The sequence below is a fragment of the Aeromonas allosaccharophila genome, from assembly GCF_016026615.1.
In the GTDB taxonomy this organism is placed as follows: Bacteria; Pseudomonadota; Gammaproteobacteria; order Enterobacterales; family Aeromonadaceae; genus Aeromonas; species Aeromonas allosaccharophila.
The window spans coordinates 2,595,503-2,617,568 of sequence record NZ_CP065745.1 but is presented as its reverse complement, the minus strand read 5'-3'; the positions used below and the strand labels follow the sequence as shown (position 1 = coordinate 2,617,568).

The following is a 22,066-nucleotide window of genomic DNA, read 5'->3' as shown; positions in this document are numbered from 1 at the left end:
ATGTCGATGACGCAAGTGGGATCTGCATCAGGGGGCTGACGTGGATTTTGTGTTGGCTTCATATTAAGATGCCTCATCCGAACCGATTGCTGCGGCCTCCTTGCAGATAGCCGCAGCTTCTATTTTCAAGCAACCCAGGTTTCGACTATGAATCATACTCCGATGACTGTTCGCGGCGCTGAGAAGCTGCGCGAAGAGCTCGATTATCTCAAGACCGAGCTTCGTCCCCAGATTATCGAAGCGATTGCCGATGCCCGTGAGCACGGCGATCTGAAGGAAAACGCCGAATACCATGCCGCTCGCGAGCAGCAGGGGTTCTGTGAAGGCCGCATCCAGGAGATTGAAGCCAAGCTCTCCAATGCCCAGGTGATCGACGTCACCAAGATGACCAACAACGGCCGCGTGATTTTTGGCGCGACCGTTACTCTGCTCAAGAGCGAGACAGAGGAAGAGGTGGTCTACCGTATCGTGGGTGACGATGAGGCTGATATCAAACAGAACCTTATCTCTGTCAACTCACCCATTGCCCGCGCCCTGATTGGCAAGGAAGTGGACGATGTCGCTATCGTCAAGACGCCGGGTGGTGATGTGGAGTACGAAGTGCTGGAAGTCGCTTATATCTAAGCGAATGCCACAGAAGATGAAACAGGGGGGCTGGCGCTCCCCTGTTTGTCTTTATCGGTATCACAACTGATCAGGACAGATAAGCCTCGGTAAAGGCGTCCTGATGACGCTGGAACAACCAGTGGCGCAGCCGCGCTATGTCGCTCTCGCTCATCTGAAAGCTCAGCGCCCAGGTGGCATGGTTGGCATTTACCTTGATGCGCCTTACCAGTCGTCCCTGCAGTGGAAAAGGGGCCTCTTGCTCGATGCAGAGCTCGCCGTTGATGGGCGTATCGGCCACCATGTCGATGGGCAAATTTTCCACGATAAGGCCGTTGAGGGAGAGGCTGAGTACCTGAAACAGGCCCAGTTCGCTGCAAAGCTTGGCTTTTTGCGTGAGACGCCAGGCGCGCGGTTGCGCAAACCCCAGCTCCCTGATGACCGGTGCAGATAGCCGAGGCTCGACAAAGCCGTCTTCCCCTTGGGTAAATGTCAGAGGAAAACGCAGCTGATGGCCTGCGAAGCGAGCTTCGAGTACAAGGTGTTCGGCTTTTTGCAGCAAGCCAAGCATGGGAGCATCGAGGTGACCACTCAGAACATGGGTGTCCTGATTGCTCCCCAAGTCCCGCAGCATGGCCAGCTCATCGTCGGTCAGAATGGGATGGTGAGCCATAATGCGTGTCCGGAAGTATTCATCGCAGGTTAAGGGCTTTGCGACTACTTTGGCAAGCGACTCGGGAAGAAGTGGAATAAGGAAAGAGCGATGCTCTTTCCTTTTACTTGCGGGGCAGCTGGATTTTGGGTTCGTTGGCTTGACGATAAATGGTCAGCACATGACCCATGCTTTGCACCTTGATTGAACCGGTTTCACGGACGATAGCATCCATAACCAGTTGTTTCATTTCGCGATCTTCAGAGGCAACCTTAACCTTGATCAGCTCGTGATGGTTCAGTGCCAGATCGATCTCGGCCAGTACGCCTTCGGTCAGACCATGCTGACCCAGCAGGACGACAGGCTTGAGGCTATGGGCAAGGCCCTTGAGGTACTGTTTCTGTTTATTGTTGAGAATCATCGCAATTTCTTCATAAGTCAGGGTTGAAAGGGGCGTATTCTACCCCCACTTAGCCCTTAATACTAATAACCCTTGTGGTTTTTTAAAGTCGATTATCATGACCCAGAAAAAACGTTCCCCCAGTTCAACTCGCTGGTTAAAAGAACATTTCGACGATCAATACGTCAAAAAAGCCCAGAAAATGGGCCTGCGTTCTCGTGCTGTTTTCAAGATTGACGAGATCCAGGGCAAGGATCGCTTGCTGAAAAATGGCATGACCGTAGTGGATTTGGGGGCAGCCCCCGGTGGTTGGTCCCAGTTCGCGGTTGAACAGGTTGGTGATTCGGGTCGCGTCATCGCATGTGACATTTTGCCGATGGATCCCATTGCCGGTGTCGATTTCCTGCAAGGGGACTTTCGGGAGGAAACTGTGCTTGGCGCCTTGCTGGAGCGAGTGGGTCCTGACAAGGTCGATGTCGTGATGTCTGATATGGCGCCCAACATGAGCGGTACCCAGCAGGTGGATCAGGCTCGCGCCATGTATCTGGTCGAGCTGGCGCTGGACATGTGCAATCAGGTATTGCGCAGTGACGGCAGTTTCGTGGTGAAGGTGTTTCAGGGAGAGGGCTTTGATGCCTATCTCAATGAAATTCGTAAACTTTTCTCCGCCGTCAAAATTCGTAAACCAGACTCATCCCGCGCCAGATCACGGGAAGTCTACATTGTGGCTACCGGTTTTAAACTGTAGTACCCTAACCTTCATCGTTAACTGTCAGTCTGCGAGGTTACTGATTTGAGTGACATGGCGAAAAACTTAATCCTGTGGCTGGTCATCGCCGTCGTTTTGATGTCGGTGTTCAATAGCTTCAGCCCCAGCGATACCACCAGTCGCCAGCTGGACTATTCCAGCTTCGTTAAAGAGGTGACCCAAGAGCAGATCCGTGAAGTGCGGATGGACGGTAAGGTCATTAATGGCGTCAAGCGTACTGGTGAACGATTCACCACCATCATCCCGGCGCCGGATCCCCAGCTGCTCAACGACATGCTCAATCACAATGTTAAAGTGATGGGCGAGAAGCCGGAAGAGCCGTCTCTGTTGACCTCTATCTTCATCTCCTGGTTCCCGATGCTGCTGTTGATCGGTGTCTGGGTCTTCTTCATGCGTCAGATGCAGGGCGGCGGTGGCAAAGGTGCCATGTCGTTCGGCAAGAGCAAGGCTCGCCTGATGAGCGAAGATCAGATCAAGACCACCTTTGCTGACGTTGCAGGTTGCGATGAAGCCAAGGAAGAGGTGAAGGAGCTGGTCGACTATCTGCGCGACCCGAGCAAATTCCAGAAACTGGGTGGCAAGATCCCGACCGGTGTGCTGCTGGTTGGTCCTCCCGGTACCGGTAAAACCCTGCTGGCCAAGGCCATAGCGGGCGAGGCCAAGGTGCCGTTCTTCACCATCTCAGGTTCCGATTTCGTGGAGATGTTCGTTGGTGTCGGTGCCTCCCGGGTGCGTGACATGTTCGAACAGGCCAAGAAATCCTCCCCCTGCATCATCTTCATCGATGAAATTGATGCGGTCGGTCGCCAGCGTGGCGCCGGTCTGGGCGGTGGTCACGATGAACGTGAGCAGACCCTCAACCAGATGCTGGTCGAGATGGACGGCTTTGAAGGCAATGAAGGCATCATCGTCATTGCTGCCACCAACCGTCCTGACGTACTGGATCCGGCATTGCTGCGTCCGGGACGTTTCGACCGTCAGGTTGTGGTCGGTCTGCCGGATGTCCGTGGTCGTGAGCAGATCCTGAAAGTGCACATGCGCAAAGTTCCGTTGGCGGATGACGTCAATCCGGCGCTGATTGCCCGTGGTACCCCCGGTTTCTCCGGTGCGGATTTGGCCAACCTGGTCAACGAAGCTGCCCTCTTCTCTGCCCGTGAGAGCCGCCGAGTGGTCTCCATGGCCGAGTTCGAGAAGGCCAAGGACAAGATCATGATGGGTGCGGAACGTCGCTCCATGGTGATGAAAGAGTCCGAAAAAGAGATGACTGCGTATCATGAAGCCGGTCACGCCATCATTGGTCGTCTGGTTCCGGATCATGACCCGGTGTACAAGGTCTCCATCATTCCGCGCGGTCGTGCGCTGGGTGTGACCATGTATTTGCCGGAGCAGGACCGCTGGAGCCACTCCAAGCAGCATCTGGAGTCAATGATCTCCAGCCTGTATGGCGGTCGTCTGGCTGAAGAGCTGATCTACGGGGCCGAGAAGGTTTCCACTGGCGCTTCCAACGACATCGAGCGGGCGACCGAGATTGCACGCAAGATGGTCACTCAGTGGGGTATGTCCGAGCGTCTCGGCCCAATGCTCTACGCGGAAGAAGATGGTGAAGTGTTCCTCGGTCGCAGCATGGCCAAGGCCAAGCATATGTCCGACGATACCGCTCGCGTCATTGATGCCGAGGTCAAGCAGGTCATCGACCGCAACTACGCCCGTTCCAAGCAGATCCTGCTGGATAACATGGACGTGTTGCACAGCATGAAAGATGCGCTGATGAAGTACGAGACCATCGACGCCAAACAGATCGATGATCTGATGGCGCGTCGCGAGGTTCGTGCTCCGAGCAACTGGCATGACGAGCACGGTGATACCCCGCAAGGCGGTTCCACTGTGGCTGCCGAGACCAAGCCGGCCGATGAGGTTGCACCGGTGGCGGATGTCACTATCGACAAAGCCAACGACGCTCCGGCCAAATAATCGTGACTCTCCAAACCCCGGGCTTGCCCGGGGTTTTTCTTTATCAGATGGATGTGAAAATGCAGTTAACCAGCAAGGGGCTCAGCCTCTCTCTCGATCGTCCCCATGTGATGGGGATACTCAATGTAACGCCCGACTCCTTCTCCGATGGCGGCAATTTCAACCAGTTTGAACGGGCAATGGCCCATGCGCGGCAGATGGTCTCTGACGGTGCAACCCTCATCGACATCGGTGGCGAGTCTACCCGCCCTGGTGCGCCCGATGTGAGCGAGCAGGAGGAGCTGGACAGGGTCATTCCTGTCGTGGAGCAGATGGTCCGTGAGCTGGACGTGATGATCTCTCTCGATACATCCAAAGCGGCGGTGATGCGGGAGGGTTGCCAGGCGGGTGCCCATCTGATCAACGATGTGCGGGCGCTGCAAGAGCCGGGAGCACTGCAGGCAGCGGCCGAGGCTGCTGTTCCTGTCTGTCTGATGCATATGCAGGGGCAGCCGCGAACCATGCAGGTCGAGCCCCACTATGACGATCTGATCGGGGAGGTGCGCGCCTTTTTTGATGAGCGCATTGCGGCTTGTCTGGCCGCCGGGATCCGGCGCGAAGATCTGTTGCTGGATCCGGGATATGGCTTTGGCAAGACCCTTGCGCACAACTATCAGCTGTTGGCGGCTCAACAGGAACTGCTTGATTATGGCTTGCCGCTATTGGTGGGTATGTCGCGAAAGTCTATGATAGGCAACCTGCTGGGCCGTCCGGTGGATGAGCGTCTGGCGGGCAGTCTGGCATGCGCCCTTATCGGCATGCAGCATGGGGCTCGCATCATCAGGGTACATGATGTACGGGAGACCATGGACGCATTGCGCGTCGGTTGGCTGGCAATGACGGGACAAGATTTTATTTCCAGATAATAAAGAGAACAGACAATGGCAAGAAAGTATTTCGGTACCGATGGTGTGCGCGGCAAGGTTGGCGAATTCCCGATCACTCCTGATTTCGTGATGAAATTAGGTTGGGCTGCCGGCAAGGTGCTCTCCAAGAAGGGCACCAAAAAGGTGCTGATTGGTAAAGATACCCGCATCTCTGGCTATATGCTGGAGTCTGCGCTGGAAGCGGGGCTCTCCGCGGCAGGCCTTAAAGCCATTCTGATGGGGCCCATGCCCACACCGGCGGTTGCTTATCTGACTCGCACTTTCCGTGCCGAAGCCGGCATCGTTATCAGCGCTTCCCACAACCCCTTCTATGACAACGGCATTAAGTTCTTCTCCGCCGATGGCACCAAGCTGCCCGATGATGTCGAGCTGGCTATCGAAGCCGAGCTGGATCACGAGCTCAAGTGCGTCGAGTCTGCCGAGCTTGGCAAAGCGGTGCGTATTGATGATGCCGCCGGTCGCTATATCGAATTCTGCAAGAGCACCTTCCCCTCCCATATGAATCTGGACGGGGTGAAGATGGTGGTCGACTGTGGCCACGGTGCCACGTATCACATTGCGCCGTCGGTTTTCCGCGAGCTGGGTGCCGATGTGATCACCATGGGCTGTGCCCCGGATGGCCTCAACATCAACGATGGGGTCGGTTCGACCGCGCCCGAGGCGCTGGTTGCCAAGGTGCTGGAGTGCAAGGCTGATCTGGGGGTTGCCTTTGATGGTGATGGTGACCGTCTGATCATGGTCGACCATACCGGCTATCTTATCGACGGTGACGAAGTGCTTTATATCATCGCGCGTGATGCCCTGCGCAATGGGCGCCTCAAAGGCGGTGTCGTCGGCACCCTGATGGCCAACATGGGCCTGGAGCTGGCACTGCAGACCCTGGGCATTCCGTTTGCCCGTGCCAAGGTGGGTGACCGCTACGTGCTGGAGATGATGGAAGAGAAGGGGTGGCGCATCGGTGGCGAGAACTCCGGCCACATTATCTGTCTGGATCAGACCACCACAGGTGATGGCATCGTGGCCGCCTTGCAGGTGCTTACCGCCATGCGCAGTGCCGAGATGCCGCTGGCCAAGCTGCGCTCCGGCATGAGCAAGTTCCCGCAGGTGCTGGTCAATGTTCGCTTTGCCGAAGGCAAGGATCCGCTGGCTGCTGATGCTGTCATGGATGAGGTTGCCAAAGTGGAACAGGAGCTGGCTGGTCGTGGTCGCGTGCTGTTGCGTAAATCCGGTACCGAACCGCTGATCCGTGTCATGGTCGAAGGTGAGCATGAACAGCAGGTGCGTGACATGGCTCAACGCATCGCCAAACAGGTCGAATCGGCGTTTTAATGAACAACCAGGGCGGCTTTTTAGCCGCCCTGGTTGTATCTTGTTCAAACGATTCGAAAATTTAAAAATAGCACTTGTCAGCTGAGCATCCTCTGGATATTATCAGCCCCGCTTTCGCAAGGGAGTTGCCGATGGGACATCGCAAGCCGTTTGTAGCAGCCAACTGGAAGTTGCACGGTAGTAGGTCGCAGTTAGAGCAGTTTACGAGTCAGTGCCTGAACGGCGTTGACGGAAAAGTAGATGTGGTTCTCTGTCCTTCCCATGTGCATCTCGACTTTACCGCTTCACTGCTCAATGAGCAGAAAGTAATAAAGTTGGGGGCTCAGAATGTGAGTCAGCACGACACTGGCGCTTACACAGGAGAAATCTCGTGTCAGATGCTGGTTGAGGCAGGGTGTCGTTACGTATTGGTAGGGCACTCCGAGCGCAGGCGTCTCTTTGGTGAGACCAGTTTTATCGTCGCAGAGAAGTTTGCGGCAGCCAGAGCGGCAGGCTTGATTCCCATCCTCTGTTTAGGTGAGTCAGGTGCAGCGAGGCAGGCGAGAAGAGCCTTCGAGGTGATCGCCGAAGAACTGGATATCGTCATAGAGAAAAATGGCGCGATGGCTTTCGATAATGCTATCATCGCCTACGAGCCGATTTGGGCTGTAGGTACAGGTAAATGCGCCACACCCGAGCAGGCACAAGAGGTTCATTCCTTTATACGTGGTCGCTTGGCGGAGGATACTCCGGTAATAGGTGAGAAAGTTAGAATCATCTATGGTGGGAGCGTAACGCCGACCAATGCGAGAGATTTGTTTGCCCAGCCCGACATTGATGGCGGACTGATTGGCGGAGCAAGCCTCGATAGCGATGCGTTTTTAGGAATTGTTGAAGCGGCAAAGGGTGCAAGTTAAATGTACGAGATTCTTTTAGTCGTTTATCTGTTGGTGTCACTGGCTCTGATTGGTCTGGTGATGATTCAGCAAGGTAAAGGGGCTGATATGGGCGCCTCCTTCGGCGCAGGGGCATCGAATACAGTATTCGGCTCCGGTGGTTCAGGCAGTTTCCTGACCCGAACAACAGCAATTTTGGCTACTCTGTTTTTCGTTATCAGCCTGGTGCTCGGCTCTATGTCCAGCAACAAGGTAAAGCAGGGTAGTGAGTGGGAAAATCTGCAACAAACCCAACAGGTTGAGCAGACAAAAGCGCCAGTAAACAAAGATACTGACGTTCCCCAGTAAGTGAGTTTTGCCGTGGTGGTGGAATTGGTAGACACGCTATCTTGAGGGGGTAGTGCTCTAGGGTGTGCGGGTTCGAGTCCCGCCCACGGCACCAATTAAGTAGTGAGCTCGGGTAACCGAGTGTATTATAGTCAGTCACTCTTGTATGAATAGATTGAACTGGCTATAATCTCGCACGATTTCGGACGCGGGGTGGAGCAGCATGGTAGCTCGTCGGGCTCATAACCCGAAGGTCGTCGGTTCAAATCCGGCCCCCGCAACCAAATTTCACGCATTTCCTACGCTCAGGAAGGCGGTCGCTGCGAGGCGACAATCAGGGTAAAGCGCCAAGCCCCGATTTGACATCGGGGCTTTTTGTTATGTGCAATTTACTCTGTATCGATCTCTATCTGGGCTTTATGCCCTTTTTTTGTTTTTCGGAGGGTGACTTTGGCTACGTTGGAACAACGTTTGACCGATCTGCTCGAGGCTCCGGTCGTTGCCTTGGGTTTTGAACTTTGGGGTATTGAGTTTATCCGTGCGGGTAAACACTCCACCTTGCGTGTCTATATCGACGGCGAGCAGGGTGTGACTGTCGAGAACTGTGCTGAGGTCAGCCATCAGGTTGGCGCCATCATGGACGTCGAAGATCCCATCACCGAGGAGTATTACCTCGAGGTATCCTCCCCCGGCATGGATCGTCCGCTGTTCAAGGTTGCCCATTTCGAAAAATACGTTGGCCAAGAGGCGGCGGTAACGCTTCGGATGGCAACAAATAACCGCCGCAAGTTCAAAGGCGTAATCAAAGCTGTGCAAGGCGACATGATCACCCTGACAGTAGATGGTAAGGACGACGTGTTGGCTTTCACCAATATCCAAAAAGCGAACATAGTGCCGAACTTTGGTTAACGAGGCTATCGGATATGAATAAAGAGATTTTGCTGGTCGTTGACGCAGTATCCAACGAGAAGGCGGTACCCCGCGAGAAGATTTTCCAGGCTCTGGAAACCGCGCTGGCGACTGCGACCAAGAAGAAATATGAAGGCGAGATTGAAGTTCGGGTCGAGATCGATCGCAAGACCGGTGACTACGACACTTATCGCCGCTGGGTCGTCATTGCGGATCAAGCCGCGATGGAGAATCCTTACGCTGAAATCACCCTGGAAGCGGCGCAGATTGATCAGCCGGAAATCCAGATCGGTGAGTATGTTGAAGACCAGATCGACTCTGTGACCTTCGACCGTATCACTACCCAGACCGCCAAGCAGGTTATCGTGCAGAAAGTGCGCGAAGCCGAGCGTTCACAAGTAGTTGATCAGTTTAAAGATAAAGAAGGCACCATCATCAGTGGTGTGGTCAAGAAGAGCAACCGCGACAACGTCATCCTGGATCTGGGCAGCAATGCTGAAGCCGTGATCTTCCGTGATGACATGCTGCCGCGTGAAACCTTCCGTCCGGGCGACCGTGTCCGTGGCCTGCTCTACGCAGTTCGTCCGGAAGCCCGTGGTTCCCAGCTGTTTGTCAGCCGTTCCAGCCCGGACTTCCTGAAAGAGCTGTTCCGTATCGAAGTACCGGAAATCGGTGAAGAGATGATCGAAATCATGGGCGCAGCCCGTGATCCGGGTTCCCGCGCCAAGATCGCGGTGAAGACCAATGATCGTCGTATCGACCCGATCGGTGCCTGTATCGGTATGCGTGGTGCCCGTGTGCAAGCTGTCTCCGCCGAGCTGAGCGGTGAGCGTGCCGACATCGTGCTGTACGATGACAACCCGGCCCAGTACGTGATCAATGCCATGGCGCCTGCCGATGTGGCCTCCATCATCGTTGATGAAGACAACCACACCATGGATATCGCCGTGGAAGCTGCCAACCTGGCGCAAGCCATCGGTCGCAATGGTCAGAACGTGCGTCTGGCCTCCCAGCTGACCGGTTGGGAGCTGAACGTGATGACCGTTGAGGACATGCGTGCCAAGCACCAGGCCGAAAACGACCGCATCATGAACCTGTTCACCAGCACCCTGGACATCGACGACGATTTCGCCGGTCTGCTGATGGAAGAGGGCTTCTCTACTCTGGAAGAGATCGCCTTTGTTCCGGTCAACGAGCTGCTGGCTATCGACGGTCTGGATGAAGACATGGTCGAAGAGCTGCGCAAGCGCGCCAAAGATGCCCTGACTACCAAGGCGCTGGCCAAAGAAGAGTCTTTCGATGGCGTCGAGCCGTCCGAAGAGCTGCTCAATCTGAACGGTCTGAGCCGCGAACTGGCTTACGCTCTGGCGGGCCGTGGCGTGGGCACCCTGGAAGATTTGGCTGAGCAAGGTATCGATGACCTTGCTGATATTGAAGGGCTGACTGCCGAGAAGGCAGGTGAGCTCATTATGGCTGCTCGCAATATCTGTTGGTTCGGAGAAGAGCAGTCCGAGTAAGATCAAACGGAGGAAAATGAATGGCAGAAGTATCAGTCAAACAACTTGCCACTGACATCGACACACCGGTTGATCGTCTTCTCCAGCAGTTTGTCGATGCCGGTATCAGCAAGAGCAAGGCCGACGACATGGTTAGCGAGTCTGAGAAACAGGCTCTGCTGGCACACCTGAAGAAACAGCATGGAGGTGACGAGGTCGCCGCTCCTGCCCGCATGACCTTGCAGCGCAAGACCAAGAGCACCATCAGTGTTCAGGGGACTGGCGGCAAGAACAAGGAAGTGCAGGTAGAAGTGCGCAAGTCTCGCACCTATGTAAGACGCTCGGCGCTGGAAGATGAACAGCGTCAGGCGGAAGCCGAGGAAACAGCGCGTTTGGAAGCAGAAGAAAAAGCTCGTCGCGAGGCCGAAGACAAGGCTCGCCTCGACGCTGAAGAGAAGGCTCGCCGTGAGGCAGAGCAAGCTCGTCGTGAAGCTGAGGAAAAGGCGCGGATCGAGGCACAATCAAAGGCTCGACAGGCTCCACAGCCCGCCAAAGCAGCCAGTAGCACAGCTCAGCAAGAGGCAGAAAAGATGGCCAAGCGCGAAGCAGAAGAACTGAAGCGCCAACAGGAACAAACAGCTTTGCAAAAAGCAGAAGAACTCGCCGCGAAGAAAGCCGAAGAGGCTCGTCTCATGGCGGAACAGAACGGCCCTCGCTGGGCTGAAGAAGAAGCTGCTCGCGCCAAAGAGAGCAGTGACTATCATCTGACCACCAACAAGCATGCGCAAGCCGCAGAAGATGAGTTGGATCGGAAGGAAGAGACCAGCCGTCGCACCGCCGCCGCCGCCGTTAAGGCGCCGAAAAAGGCCGGTCGCCGTGAAGATGACCGCGACTCTCGCAACCCGCGTGCCCGTAAAGGCAAGCGTGGCAAGGTCGCCATGCCGAACGCCATGAAGCACGGCTTCAACAAGCCGGCTGCCGTGGTGAACCGCGACGTCGTCATCGGCGAGACCATCACTGTGGCCGAGCTGGCCAACAAAATGGCCGTCAAGGGTGTTGAAGTCATCAAGGCGATGATGAAGATGGGTGCCATGGCCACCATCAACCAGGTGATCGACCAGGAGACCGCTCAGCTGGTCGCCGAGGAGATGGGTCACAAGGTTGTGCTGCGTCGTGAGAACGAGCTGGAAGAGGCGGTACTGTCCGATCGTGACGAGACCTCCGAAGCCAAGCCGCGCGCACCGGTCGTGACCATCATGGGTCACGTTGACCACGGTAAGACCTCGCTGCTCGACTACATTCGTAAAGCCAAGGTTGCTGCTGGCGAAGCCGGTGGTATTACCCAGCATATCGGTGCTTACCACGTCGAAACCGACAGTGGCATGATCACCTTCCTGGATACACCGGGTCACGCGGCGTTTACCTCCATGCGTGCTCGTGGTGCCAAGTCGACCGATATCGTGGTTCTGGTTGTTGCTGCCGATGATGGCGTGATGCCACAGACCATCGAAGCGATCCAGCACGCCAAGGCGGCAGAAGTGCCCATCGTGGTTGCGGTCAACAAGATCGACAAGCCTGAAGCGGATCCGGATCGCGTCAAGACCGAGCTGGCCCGTTACAACGTCATGTCCGAAGATTGGGGTGGCGATAGCCAGTTCGTCCATGTTTCTGCCAAGTCTGGTGAAGGCATCGATGATCTGCTGGAAGCCATCCTGATCCAGTCTGAAGTGCTGGAACTGAAAGCGGTTGTTGATGGCATGGCCAGCGGCGTCGTGATCGAATCCTTCTTGGATAAAGGTCGTGGTCCGGTTGCTACCGTACTGGTACAAGAAGGTACTCTGCGCCAAGGCGATATCGTGCTGTGTGGTCTGGAATACGGTCGTATTCGTGCCATGCGTGACGAGCTGGGTCGCGAGATCAAGGAAGCGGGTCCGTCCCTGCCGGTGGAAATCCTGGGTCTGTCCGGGGTACCGTCTGCCGGTGACGAAGCCACTGTTGTCCGTGACGAGAAGAAAGCCCGTGAAGTGGCGCTCTACCGTCAGGGCAAGTTCCGCGACGTCAAGCTGGCTCGTCAGCAGAAGGCCAAGCTGGAAAACATGTTCGCCAACATGACCGAAGGCGAAGTGTCCGAAGTGAACGTGGTGATCAAGGCCGACGTACAGGGTTCTGTCCAAGCAATTTGCGATGCGCTGGTTCAGCTCTCCACTGACGAAGTCAAAGTCAAGATCGTCGGCTCCGGTGTCGGTGGTATCACCGAAACCGACGCGACCCTGGCAGCAGCTTCCAGCGCCATCCTGGTGGGTTTCAACGTCCGTGCCGACGCCTCTGCGCGCAAGGTCATCGAAGCCGAGAGCCTGGATCTGCGTTACTACTCCGTCATCTATGACCTGATCGACGAAGTGAAGCAGGCCATGAGCGGCAAGCTGGCCCCTGAGTATCGTCAGGAGATCATCGGTCTGGCTGAAGTGCGTAGCGTCTTCAAGTCTCCGAAGTTCGGCGCCGTTGCCGGCTGTATGGTCACCGAAGGTGTGGTCAAGCGTTCCAACCGTATCCGCGTTCTGCGTGACAACGTGGTTATCTATGAAGGCGAGCTGGAATCCCTGCGCCGCTTCAAGGATGACGTCAACGAAGTTCGCAACGGCTACGAGTGTGGTATCGCGGTCAAGAACTACAACGACGTGCGCGAAGGCGACCAGATCGAAGTTTACGAGACTGTTGAAATTCAACGGACTCTGTAAGCCGAGAGTCAGACAAAATAGGGGGCCGCGGCCCCCTTTTATCGCAGGATAGAATATGGCCAGAGAATTCAGCCGGACCCGTCGGGTCGGACAGCAGATCCAGCGTGAAATCGCGCTGATCCTGCAGCGCGAGGTGAAAGACCCGCGTATCGGCATGGTGACCGTTTCCGATGTGGAAGTGTCCCGTGACCTCAACTATGCCAAGATTTACGTCACCTTCTTGCAGCTGGAAAATGATGCCGAGCGCATCAAGGAAGGCTTGCTGGGTCTGACCGAAGCAGCCGGATATATCCGTAGCCTGCTGGGCAGCGCCATGCGTCTGCGCGTGGTGCCAGAGCTGCGCTTCTACTACGACCAGACCCTGGTCGAGGGGATGCGTCTCTCCAACCTGGTGACCAACACTGTGCGTGAAGACAAGCGTCGCATGGCCGAATCCGGCCGTGACGAAGAAGCTGAATCCGCACCGGATGACACGACTGAGGATAAAGCCTGAGATGACCCGAAGACGTCGTTTCAAGGGCCGTGATGTGCACGGCATTCTGCTGCTGGACAAGCCTACCGGCCTGACCTCCAACGATGTGTTGCAGAAGGTCAAGCGCATCTACAACGCCGCCAAGGCCGGTCACACCGGCGCACTGGACCCGCTGGCGACCGGCATGCTGCCGATCTGCCTCGGTGAGGCCACCAAGTTCTCCCAGTATCTGCTGGAAGCGGACAAGCGCTATGAGGTGACCGCCAAGCTGGGCGAGCGCACCAACACCAGCGACTCCGATGGCGAGGTGGTTTCCACCCGTCCGGTGAACGTGGCAGTCGGTACCCTGATCGAGGCGCTGGACCAGTTCCGCGGCCCGATCATGCAGGTGCCGTCCATGTACTCGGCGCTCAAGCACAACGGTCGTCCGCTCTACGAATATGCCCGCGAAGGTATCGAGATCGAGCGCGAAGCCCGTCCCATCACCGTATTCGAGCTCAAACTGCTGAGCTTTGAAGGTGATGAAGTGCGCCTCGAAGTGCACTGCAGCAAGGGCACCTACATCCGCTCTCTGGTGGATGATCTGGGCGAAGTGCTGGGTTGTGGTGCCCACGTCTCCCAACTGCGTCGTACCCAGGTTGCCAGCTATCCGTATGATCGGATGCTGACGCTTGAGCAGCTTGAGTGCATCTTCGAGCAGGCCAAGGCCGAGAGCATCCCGCCGCGTGAGCAGCTGGATCCGCTGTTGCTGCCTATGGACACCGCCGTGGCTTCCCTGCCCGAGGTGAACATGCTGGCCGTTGTGGCTGCCTATGTGAATCAGGGCCAGGCCGTGCAGGTGGCCGGTGCGCCGCAAAGCGGTCAGGTTCGCATGACGGTCGGCCCGGAGCGCGAGTTCATCGGGGTTGGCGAGATTGATGATGATGGCCGCGTCGCGCCCAAGCGACTGGTGCGTTATCACGACGATAACAACGAGGAGTGATCCTCCTCGGGCGGTATCGGCATCACTTTGCCTGCGCGCGTCTTTATCGTTGCGAAAAGGGGCGGGGACGATTATGATACCGCCCTCATTTCACGGCTGAATTAGAGATTGGCTGTGAACCTTTAAACACTCTACCGGAGTAATACCATGTCTCTAAATGCTGAGATCAAAGCTTCCATCGTTGCTGACAACGCTCGTTGCGCCAACGACACTGGCTCCCCCGAAGTGCAAGTTGCCCTGCTGACTGCCCAGATCAACCATCTGCAAGGTCACTTCAAAGAGCACTCCAAGGACCACCACGGTCGTCGCGGTCTGCTGCGCATGGTTTCCCAGCGTCGTAAGCTGCTGGACTACCTGAAGCGTAAAGACGTTCAGCGTTATGCTGCTCTGATCGCCAAGCTGGGTCTGCGTCGTTAATCGACCATCAGATTTCGCGAAAAAGGGGAACCATCAGGTTCCCCTTTTTTTATTGCTCTTCAAGCCGTTGCCTGCCTCACAGAATTCGCGTCGCCGCTTACCTTTTGCATCGAATCAAGTATACTTGTGCGCGAATTTAAAGAGCCAAATTGTAAAAAGGAAATTCACGTGAATCCTATTGTAAAGTCATTCCAGTACGGTCAACACACCGTCACTCTGGAAACCGGTGTGATGGCCCGTCAAGCCACTGCGGCCGTAATGGTCAGCATGGACGATACCTGCGTATTTGTGACCGTAGTTGGCAAGAAAGAGGCCGATCATGGCCGTGATTTCTTCCCGCTGACCGTCAACTATCAGGAGCGTACCTATGCTGCTGGTCGTATCCCGGGTGGTTTCTTCCGTCGTGAAGGCCGTCCGAGCGAAGGCGAGACCCTTATCTCCCGTCTGATCGACCGTCCTATTCGCCCGCTGTTCCCGGAAGGCTTCCTCAATGAGGTTCAGGTCGTTGCGACCGTTATGTCCGTGAATCCGGCCGTATCCCCTGACATCGTTGCCATGATCGGTGCCTCTGCTGCACTGGCCATCTCCGGTATCCCGTTTGGCGGCCCGATTGCGGCGGCCCGCGTGGGTTACATGAACGGTCAGTATGTGCTGAACCCGACCACCACCGAACTGCCGCAGAGCGATCTGGATCTGGTGGTTGCCGGTACTGCCAACGCGGTACTGATGGTTGAGTCCGAAGCGGCCATTCTCTCCGAAGAGGTGATGCTGGGCGCCGTGGTATTTGGTCACGACCAGATGCAGACCGTGATCAACGCGATCAACGAGTTTGCCGCTGCCGTTGGCACCAAGCCGTGGGACTGGACTCCGCCTGCCGTCAACGAAGCGCTGAAAGCCAAGGTTGCCGAGCTGGCGACTGCCGAGCTGGGTGAAGCCTACCGCATCACCGAGAAGGCTGTTCGTTACGAAACCATCGCTGCCATCAAGGGCCGTGTGGTTGAGCAAGTTATCGCTTCCGGCGTGGAAGAAGATGCCAAGAAGATTGGCGAAGAGTTCCACAGCCTGGAAAGCCGCATCGTTCGTGGTCGCGTCGTACGTGGCGAGCCGCGTATCGATGGTCGCGATCCGGAAATGATCCGCGCCCTGAGCGTAGGTACCGGCATTCTGCCCCGTGCTCACGGTTCTGCCCTGTTCACCCGTGGTGAAACTCAGGCCATCGTGGTTGCCACTCTGGGTACCGAGCGTGACGCGCAGAACATCGACGAGCTGACCGGCAACCGTGCCGATCGCTTCATGCTGCACTACAACTTCCCGCCATACTGCGTCGGTGAGACCGGCATGATGGGTAGCCCGAAGCGTCGCGAAATCGGTCACGGTCGTCTGGCCAAGCGTGGTGTTGCTGCGGTGATGCCGAGCGCCGCCGAGTTCCCGTACGTGGTGCGCGTGGTGTCTGAAATCACCGAATCCAACGGTTCCTCCTCCATGGCCTCTGTCTGTGGTTCCTCCCTGGCGCTGATGGATGCCGGTGTGCCGATCAAGGCCTCCGTTGCCGGTATCGCCATGGGTCTGGTGAAGGAAGAAGAAGGTTTCGTGGTGCTGTCCGACATCCTGGGTGACGAAGATCACCTGGGTGACATGGACTTCAAAGTGGCCGGTACTACCGAAGGTATCACCGCGCTGCAGATGGACATCAAGATCGAAGGCATCACCAAAGAGATCATGGAGATTGCGCTGAAGCAAGCTCGTGGCGCTCGTCTGCACATCCTGAAAGTGATGGATGAAGCTATCCAGGCTCCGCGTGCCCAGATCTCCGATTTCGCACCGCGTATCCACACCATTAAAATCAATCCCGAGAAGATCAAGGATGTGATTGGTAAGGGTGGTTCCGTGATCCGTGCGCTGACCGAAGAGACCGGCACCAACATCGAGCTGGATGATGACGGTACTGTACGTATCTCCGCCGTGGCTAACGAAGCCGCCATGGAAGCGATCCGTCGCATCGAAGCTATCACCGCCGAGATCGAAGTGAACCGCATCTATGAAGGTAAGGTTGTCCGTCTGGCCGATTTCGGTGCATTCGTCAACATCCTGCCGGGCAAAGATGGTCTGGTACACATCTCCCAGATCACCGACGCTCGCGTACAAAACGTGGCTGACCACCTGACCATCGGTGACGTGGTCAAGGTCAAGGTACTGGAAGTGGACCGTCAGGGCCGCGTACGTCTCTCCATCAAGGAAGCGAACGCCCCGACCGAAGCGGTAGCACCTGCTGAGGCTGCTCCGGCCGCTGAAGAAGCGCCTGCTGCAGAGTAATCTGCTCGCCTGATACCGGACCTGTTCCGGTTGACCATAAAAAAGTCCGGCTCCCCTTGGGGAGCCGGACTTTTTTTATGTGTAATAAGGGGATATATGATTACCTGCCGAGGATGGCGTACTGCATCTCTTGCAAGGGAAGCACATGGCGAGCAGCCCCCAGCTTGATCGCCTCCTTGGGCATGCCGAACACCACGCAGGATGCCTCATCCTGGGCATAGGTGTTGGCACCAGCCTCCAGCATCTCGCGCAATCCCCGTGCGCCATCATCCCCCATGCCGGTCATGATGATACCGGTGGCGTTCTTGCCGGCATATTTGGCGACAGAGCGAAACAGCACATCCACCGAGGGACGATGGCGGTTGATGAGCGGCCCGTCGACCACCTCGACGTGATAGTAGGCACCGCTGCGCTTGAGCAGCATATGTTTGCCGCCAGGGGCAATCAGCGCCAGCCCGGGGATCACCCGGTCATTGTTTCTCGCCTCACGCACTTCTATCTGGCAGACCCCGTTCAGCCGTTCGGCAAACATGGCGGTAAATTTCTCCGGCATGTGCTGCACGATGACAATGCCGGGGCTGACCCGGGGCAGGGCCGTCAGTACTGCCTCAAGGGCCTGGGTGCCACCGGTCGAGGTACCGATGGCGATGAGCCGCTCGGTGGTTTGTGCCATGGCGTGCTGATTGGGTGCCAGCATGGCATCGGCGTTCAGCTTGGCGCTGACTGGCACAGAGGGGGGCTTGCCCACGCGCTTGAGGTTAGCCTGGGCCGCAGCACGTACCGCCATAGCCAAGTCGTGGGCAGATTCTTGCAGAAAGCTTTTTATCCCCATGGTCGGCTTGGTGATGATGTCCACCGCGCCGGCAGCCATCGCCTGCAAGGTGGTCTCGGCCCCCTTTTCGGTGAGGGAGGAGCAGATCACCACTGGCGTCGGGTGCTCCGCCATGATCTTGGTGAGAAAGGTGATGCCATCCATACGGGGCATCTCCACATCGAGCACGATGACGTCAGGCCACTCTTTCTTCAGTTTTTCCTGCGCAAACAGGGGATCCGATGCTGTGGCGATCACCCGGATATCGGGCTCCTGATCCAGCACCGCTTGCAATACCTGTCTGACCACGGCGGAATCATCCACCAGCATGACCCGGATCTGCTTCATTCTCGCGACTCCCGTTGATGTGGCAGACGATGATGGCGGAGCCAGACACTACCGTTACTGAGTTCAAAAATCAGGCTTCGGTGGCCGCTATGGCCAAGATGGTGGGCTTTGATATCGAGCCCAAGGTGTCGGGTCAGCTGCCAGGCTGCCTCAATATTTCTGGTGGCCACATTGTTATCGCGTTTGGCGTAGTGTGGCTGGTCGAACATATTGCCGCCTCCGAACAATTTGATCTCGTATTCGTCGAGAGGGGGTGGATATTGCGCAATAGCTTGTAATAGCAAGGTGATGGCTTCATCGGCATAGCGGCCATCCAACAGGGTGGTTGGCCGCCCTCGAGTTGGCAGCATGTAGTGGCACATACCGCCCATCTTTTGTTCCGGATGCCACAGGGTGATGGCAATGCAGGAGCCCAGCACGGTTTTGAGGACAACATCCTCCTTGCCAAAGAAGAGTTCACCGGGTTGCAGAATCACCTCCCGAGCCATGATTTATCTCTTCTGGTAAATGGAGGGAGATACCAGCTGCAGTCCATGATGCAAGCCATGCAAACTCTCTGCATGGCTGACCAGCAGATAGCCACCGGGTTTGAGTTTGGGCACCAGCCGCTGCAACACTTGCCCCTTGGTCTCCTTGTTGAAGTAGATCATCACGTTTCTGATAAAGATGACGTCAAACAAGCCGATGTCCGGCAGATCCTGATTGAGGTTGATCTGCATAAACTGCACCTTGTCCCGTAACTTGCGATCGATGATGAAGATCCCCTCCTGCAGGCCAACACCCTTGAGGCAGTATTTCATTAAAAAGGGCAGGGGAATGTTGTGCGCCCGCTCGATGGGGTAACGGCCGCTCGTCGCCTGTTCCAGCACCCGGGACGAGATATCGGAGGCCAGGATCTCCCAGTTGAGGGGGCCACGTTTCTCCGCGAGGGTCATGGCCAGACTGTAGGGCTCCTCTCCGGATGAACTGGCTGCGCTCCAGATCCGCAAGGTGCGTTCACTCGGGAAGTGTGCAAGCACCTCCCGGGTCAGAAACTCGAAGTGTTTTGGCTCTCTGAAAAAGTAGGTTTCGTTGGTGGTGAGCAGATCGAGCGCCAGCTGCAGTTCGCTGCTGCGATCGTTCATGATGAGCTGGAAGTAGTCGTCATAGCTGTCCAGCTCATAGTGGCAGAGCCGTTTTGCCAAGCGGCTGGCAACCAGCGCCTTCTTGGCTGGAGACAGCTCTATCCCCGCCGTTTGATGAAGCCAGCGTTGGAAGCGGGAGAACTCGTCATCATGCAGCTGGGTTTGATACAAAACCCTGTCCCTCTACCTGTGTTGTCGGATGCGGGAGAGGCAATGCCTCTCCCGTGACTAGAACCGGACAAAATCGCCGTCGTTGATGGGGCGTTGTGTGGTGGAGGCCCGCTCCCGACTGTTGGCATTGTTCTCGTTCATAAAGCGCCCTCGGGTAGTGGGGTGAAGGTGCGAGGTGGCTTTGCCTTCTTTGGTGTGGGCCTCCAGGGTAAAGAATTCCATGGCCAGCTGCAGTTGCTCGGCCTGGCTGCTCATCTCTTCCGCTGTGGCAGCCAGCTCTTCGCTGCAAGAGGCATTTTGCTGGGTAACCTGACTCAACTGATTCATGGCCAGGTTGATCTGGCTGACGCCGGTGGACTGTTCATTGGAGGCGGCGCTGATCTCCTGCACCAGGTCCGAGGTCTTGTTGATGGAGGGCACCATCTGATCGAGCAGACGACCGGCTTTTTCCGCCATCTCGACGCTGCTTGACGCCAGTTCGCCAATCTCCTGTGCTGCAACCTGGCTGCGTTCGGCCAGTTTGCGCACCTCCGCCGCCACTACGGCAAAGCCCTTGCCGTGATCGCCGGCGCGCGCCGCTTCGATGGCGGCGTTGAGCGCCAGCAGATTGGTCTGGTAGGCAATATCGTCGATGATGCCAATCCGTCTGGCGATCTGTTTCATGGCATCGACGGTCAGTTTGACCGCTTCCCCTCCCTCGACGGCTTCTTTGGCTGCCTTGCTGGCCATGCCATCGGTGACCTGGGCGTTGTCGGTATTCTGGTTGATGCTGGCGCTCATCTGCTCGATGGAGGCGCTGGTCTCTTCCATGCTGGAGGCCTGTTCACTGCTGGATTGGCTGATCGACTGGGCAGTCGCGCTGACTTGCTCGGCGGCACTGGAGAGATTGTCAGAGGCGCCACGCACTTCGGTGACAATCTTGGTCAGCGAGGCGATAGTGGTGTTTAGCGAATCTTTGGTGGTGCCAAAAATACCGGGATAATCAGCCTCTATCTGTTGGGTCAGATCCCCTTTCGCCAGACACTGTACGACCCGGATAACATCGTTGAGGGTACTGTCGATCACTTCGGCAATCTGGTTTATCCCTTCCCCCATTGCCTGAAAGAAGCCGCTTTTACCCGTCAGCTCCATCCGGCGGTGCAGCTCGCCATTGATCACGGCCTGCACGATGTCGGACATCTCTTTCTCTATCATCACCTCCTTGGTACGGTCTGCCCACTCGACCACGGAGCCTAGTCGCTCGCCGCTATCGTTGAAGACCGGATTGGCAATCAGGGAGAAGGTGCGTCCCCCCAGCTGGATCTGGGTGCGGTAGGTGCTGTTGAGTTTGGCCAGCATGGCGCGCTGATGGCCGGGATTTTTATGAAAGCTGTCGATATTGGCGCCCATCAGCTGATTGGCATTGAAGCTGTAGAGCTCTTTTTTGATGTCGCTTTCAGCCTGATTGAGCATGCCGGTCACCGCCTCGTTCATGTAGATAATGTCGAGGTCGGTATCGGCGATCATCACGTTGGTGCTGGCGCAGTCGAGTGCCTTGCGAACCAGCCGGTTTTCATGAAGCAGCACCTGGCTATTCCTGATCTCGTGCCGGCTTTGCTCCAGCTTGCCGCTCAACAGGGCAATCACGTCGTTGACCGCGACGGCCACTTCACGCAGCGGGCTATCCAGTCCGGAAAGTTCGATTGCAGCCGGAGCCTGATCGTCTTCAATGGTGCGCTGTACTTGCCCGATAGCATTGAGTAGTTGGGCCTGCTGTCTTGCTTCGGCCGCGCTGTTTCCGAAGAGTTTGCCAAAGAGTGAGTGGGTCATGAGCGTTTCCTTATGCTGCATGTCGTGGTGTATATGGGCCTGTTCAGGAGGGTTGCAGATTGCTTTGTGGCAACCTTGCCTGTGGCTGGGCCAGTTCACTGAGTTGAGCCATCTCATCGAGTGACAACACTTTTTCGGTATCGATGAGGATGACGAATTTGCCGTTGACCTTACCCATGCCGCTGATAAAGTCGGCCCGGATGCGGGCACCAAAACTGGGCGGGGGCTCGATATCTGCTTGTGGGATACCCAGCACTTCCGATACGGAATCCACCACAACGCCTATATCCTGACCCACAGGTTCATCGCCCTGTGGGGCCATCCCCTCAATGATGACGATGCAACTTCGGCGAGTGATGAGCGACGGGGCATTGCCAAAGCGGGCGTTCAAGTCGACGACCGACACGACCGCTCCTCTGAGATTGATTACGCCGCGAATAAACCCGGGCATCATCGGGATCGGAGTGATATTGCCGTATTCGATGATCTCTTTGACCCCCAGAATATTGATGGCGAACATCTCGTTGTTGATCAGAAATGTCAGGTACTGAGCATCGCCACTGCTCTCGTCAGCGGCCGCTGATGGCACCGTGATGTCGGTGGATGTATGCATGGTCGCCTCCG

General features: G+C 56.5%; 21 protein-coding genes and 2 tRNA genes. 16 read left to right on the top strand and 7 right to left on the bottom strand.

The features are described from left to right. Positions 1–147: 147 nt before the first annotated feature. Entirely contained in the window at positions 148–624 is a 477-nt protein-coding gene (gene greA / locus I6G90_RS11820; RefSeq protein WP_005338833.1) for a transcription elongation factor GreA, read from the top strand. Between the two features lie 70 nt (positions 625–694). On the opposite strand, the gene I6G90_RS11815 is transcribed toward greA, so the two are convergent. Beyond that, positions 695–1,276, bottom strand: coding sequence for a PilZ domain-containing protein (locus tag I6G90_RS11815; protein WP_197927624.1), 582 nt, complete (start codon positions 1,274–1,276; stop codon positions 695–697). A 103-nt stretch (positions 1,277–1,379) separates the two neighbouring features. Continuing rightward, entirely contained in the window at positions 1,380–1,676 is a 297-nt protein-coding gene (yhbY, locus tag I6G90_RS11810) for a ribosome assembly RNA-binding protein YhbY (RefSeq protein ID WP_005338829.1), read from the bottom strand. Positions 1,677–1,773: 97 nt separating this feature from the next. On the opposite strand from yhbY, the gene rlmE reads away from it, so the two are divergent. From rlmE to pnp, 15 genes are all read left to right on the top strand, one after another. Continuing rightward, positions 1,774–2,403: a 23S rRNA (uridine(2552)-2'-O)-methyltransferase RlmE gene (gene rlmE / locus I6G90_RS11805; RefSeq protein WP_033137773.1), complete on the top strand. Its 630-nt coding sequence runs from the start codon at positions 1,774–1,776 to the stop codon at positions 2,401–2,403. A 45-nt stretch (positions 2,404–2,448) separates the two neighbouring features. Next, positions 2,449–4,395: an ATP-dependent zinc metalloprotease FtsH gene (gene ftsH, locus I6G90_RS11800; protein WP_058052390.1), complete on the top strand. Its 1,947-nt coding sequence runs from the start codon at positions 2,449–2,451 to the stop codon at positions 4,393–4,395. A gap of 59 nt (positions 4,396–4,454) precedes the next feature. Beyond that, entirely contained in the window at positions 4,455–5,300 is an 846-nt protein-coding gene (gene folP / locus I6G90_RS11795) for a dihydropteroate synthase (RefSeq protein ID WP_197927623.1), read from the top strand. A gap of 15 nt (positions 5,301–5,315) precedes the next feature. Next, positions 5,316–6,650: a phosphoglucosamine mutase gene (gene glmM / locus I6G90_RS11790; protein WP_182938974.1), complete on the top strand. Its 1,335-nt coding sequence runs from the start codon at positions 5,316–5,318 to the stop codon at positions 6,648–6,650. A 131-nt stretch (positions 6,651–6,781) separates the two neighbouring features. Next, positions 6,782–7,546: a triose-phosphate isomerase gene (tpiA, locus tag I6G90_RS11785; protein ID WP_058052387.1), complete on the top strand. Its 765-nt coding sequence runs from the start codon at positions 6,782–6,784 to the stop codon at positions 7,544–7,546. Next, the gene (gene secG, locus I6G90_RS11780; RefSeq protein WP_042060101.1) at positions 7,547–7,873 is read left to right on the top strand and encodes a preprotein translocase subunit SecG; all 327 of its coding nucleotides are present in this window, start codon (positions 7,547–7,549) and stop codon (positions 7,871–7,873) included. 9 nt (positions 7,874–7,882) lie between these two features. Continuing rightward, positions 7,883–7,967, top strand: a tRNA-Leu gene (locus tag I6G90_RS11775). 92 nt (positions 7,968–8,059) lie between these two features. Then, positions 8,060–8,136 (top strand) — tRNA-Met (locus I6G90_RS11770). A 166-nt stretch (positions 8,137–8,302) separates the two neighbouring features. Next, positions 8,303–8,761, top strand: a complete 459-nt coding sequence (gene rimP / locus I6G90_RS11765; RefSeq protein ID WP_042060102.1) for a ribosome maturation factor RimP — start codon at positions 8,303–8,305, stop codon at positions 8,759–8,761. 14 nt (positions 8,762–8,775) lie between these two features. Continuing rightward, positions 8,776–10,278: a transcription termination factor NusA gene (gene nusA, locus I6G90_RS11760; RefSeq protein WP_005338808.1), complete on the top strand. Its 1,503-nt coding sequence runs from the start codon at positions 8,776–8,778 to the stop codon at positions 10,276–10,278. Between the two features lie 20 nt (positions 10,279–10,298). Further along, positions 10,299–12,995, top strand: a complete 2,697-nt coding sequence (gene infB / locus I6G90_RS11755; RefSeq protein ID WP_058052384.1) for a translation initiation factor IF-2 — start codon at positions 10,299–10,301, stop codon at positions 12,993–12,995. Positions 12,996–13,050: 55 nt separating this feature from the next. After that, positions 13,051–13,488 carry a 30S ribosome-binding factor RbfA gene (rbfA, locus tag I6G90_RS11750; protein WP_042060105.1) on the top strand — a complete coding sequence of 146 codons (438 nt, stop codon included), beginning with the start codon at positions 13,051–13,053 and terminating at the stop codon, positions 13,486–13,488. Between the two features lies 1 nt (position 13,489). Further along, the gene (gene truB / locus I6G90_RS11745) at positions 13,490–14,449 is read left to right on the top strand and encodes a tRNA pseudouridine(55) synthase TruB (protein ID WP_042060107.1); all 960 of its coding nucleotides are present in this window, start codon (positions 13,490–13,492) and stop codon (positions 14,447–14,449) included. 147 nt (positions 14,450–14,596) lie between these two features. Continuing rightward, positions 14,597–14,866, top strand: a complete 270-nt coding sequence (gene rpsO, locus I6G90_RS11740) for a 30S ribosomal protein S15 (protein ID WP_005326646.1) — start codon at positions 14,597–14,599, stop codon at positions 14,864–14,866. A 168-nt stretch (positions 14,867–15,034) separates the two neighbouring features. Beyond that, entirely contained in the window at positions 15,035–17,179 is a 2,145-nt protein-coding gene (gene pnp / locus I6G90_RS11735) for a polyribonucleotide nucleotidyltransferase (RefSeq protein WP_197927622.1), read from the top strand. A gap of 100 nt (positions 17,180–17,279) precedes the next feature. On the opposite strand, the gene I6G90_RS11730 is transcribed toward pnp, so the two are convergent. From I6G90_RS11730 to I6G90_RS11710, 5 genes are read right to left on the bottom strand one after another with little or no spacing between them, the layout of a single operon-like run. Further along, positions 17,280–18,338 (bottom strand): protein-glutamate methylesterase/protein-glutamine glutaminase, encoded by a 1,059-nt coding sequence (locus I6G90_RS11730; protein ID WP_075114052.1) that lies wholly within the window; start codon positions 18,336–18,338, stop codon positions 17,280–17,282. Beyond that, complete coding sequence (cheD, locus tag I6G90_RS11725; protein WP_075114053.1) at positions 18,335–18,826, bottom strand: chemoreceptor glutamine deamidase CheD; 492 nt, start codon at positions 18,824–18,826, stop codon at positions 18,335–18,337. Before cheD ends, I6G90_RS11730 begins: the two co-directional genes overlap by 4 nt. Positions 18,827–18,829: 3 nt before the next feature. Then, the gene (locus I6G90_RS11720) at positions 18,830–19,633 is read right to left on the bottom strand and encodes a CheR family methyltransferase (RefSeq protein ID WP_075114054.1); all 804 of its coding nucleotides are present in this window, start codon (positions 19,631–19,633) and stop codon (positions 18,830–18,832) included. Positions 19,634–19,690: 57 nt separating this feature from the next. Further along, the gene (locus I6G90_RS11715) at positions 19,691–21,442 is read right to left on the bottom strand and encodes a methyl-accepting chemotaxis protein (RefSeq protein ID WP_197927621.1); all 1,752 of its coding nucleotides are present in this window, start codon (positions 21,440–21,442) and stop codon (positions 19,691–19,693) included. 43 nt (positions 21,443–21,485) lie between these two features. Further along, positions 21,486–22,055 carry a chemotaxis protein CheW gene (locus I6G90_RS11710; RefSeq protein ID WP_139409806.1) on the bottom strand — a complete coding sequence of 190 codons (570 nt, stop codon included), beginning with the start codon at positions 22,053–22,055 and terminating at the stop codon, positions 21,486–21,488. Positions 22,056–22,066 lie beyond the last annotated feature (11 nt).

Bases quoted from the DNA above. Each gene is read 5' to 3' on its own strand.
- greA (WP_005338833.1), top strand. From the start codon at position 148: ATGAATCATACTCCGATGACTGTTCGCGGCGCTGAGAAGCTGCGCGAA.
- I6G90_RS11815 (WP_197927624.1), bottom strand. From the start codon at position 1,276: ATGGCTCACCATCCCATTCTGACCGACGATGAGCTGGCCATGCTGCGG.
- yhbY (WP_005338829.1), bottom strand. From the start codon at position 1,676: ATGATTCTCAACAATAAACAGAAACAGTACCTCAAGGGCCTTGCCCAT.
- rlmE (WP_033137773.1), top strand. From the start codon at position 1,774: ATGACCCAGAAAAAACGTTCCCCCAGTTCAACTCGCTGGTTAAAAGAA.
- folP (WP_197927623.1), top strand. From the start codon at position 4,455: ATGCAGTTAACCAGCAAGGGGCTCAGCCTCTCTCTCGATCGTCCCCAT.
- glmM (WP_182938974.1), top strand. From the start codon at position 5,316: ATGGCAAGAAAGTATTTCGGTACCGATGGTGTGCGCGGCAAGGTTGGC.
- tpiA (WP_058052387.1), top strand. From the start codon at position 6,782: ATGGGACATCGCAAGCCGTTTGTAGCAGCCAACTGGAAGTTGCACGGT.
- secG (WP_042060101.1), top strand. From the start codon at position 7,547: ATGTACGAGATTCTTTTAGTCGTTTATCTGTTGGTGTCACTGGCTCTG.
- nusA (WP_005338808.1), top strand. From the start codon at position 8,776: ATGAATAAAGAGATTTTGCTGGTCGTTGACGCAGTATCCAACGAGAAG.
- infB (WP_058052384.1), top strand. From the start codon at position 10,299: ATGGCAGAAGTATCAGTCAAACAACTTGCCACTGACATCGACACACCG.
- rbfA (WP_042060105.1), top strand. From the start codon at position 13,051: ATGGCCAGAGAATTCAGCCGGACCCGTCGGGTCGGACAGCAGATCCAG.
- truB (WP_042060107.1), top strand. From the start codon at position 13,490: ATGACCCGAAGACGTCGTTTCAAGGGCCGTGATGTGCACGGCATTCTG.
- rpsO (WP_005326646.1), top strand. From the start codon at position 14,597: ATGTCTCTAAATGCTGAGATCAAAGCTTCCATCGTTGCTGACAACGCT.
- I6G90_RS11730 (WP_075114052.1), bottom strand. From the start codon at position 18,338: ATGAAGCAGATCCGGGTCATGCTGGTGGATGATTCCGCCGTGGTCAGA.
- cheD (WP_075114053.1), bottom strand. From the start codon at position 18,826: ATGGCTCGGGAGGTGATTCTGCAACCCGGTGAACTCTTCTTTGGCAAG.
- I6G90_RS11715 (WP_197927621.1), bottom strand. From the start codon at position 21,442: ATGACCCACTCACTCTTTGGCAAACTCTTCGGAAACAGCGCGGCCGAA.
- I6G90_RS11710 (WP_139409806.1), bottom strand. From the start codon at position 22,055: ATGCATACATCCACCGACATCACGGTGCCATCAGCGGCCGCTGACGAG.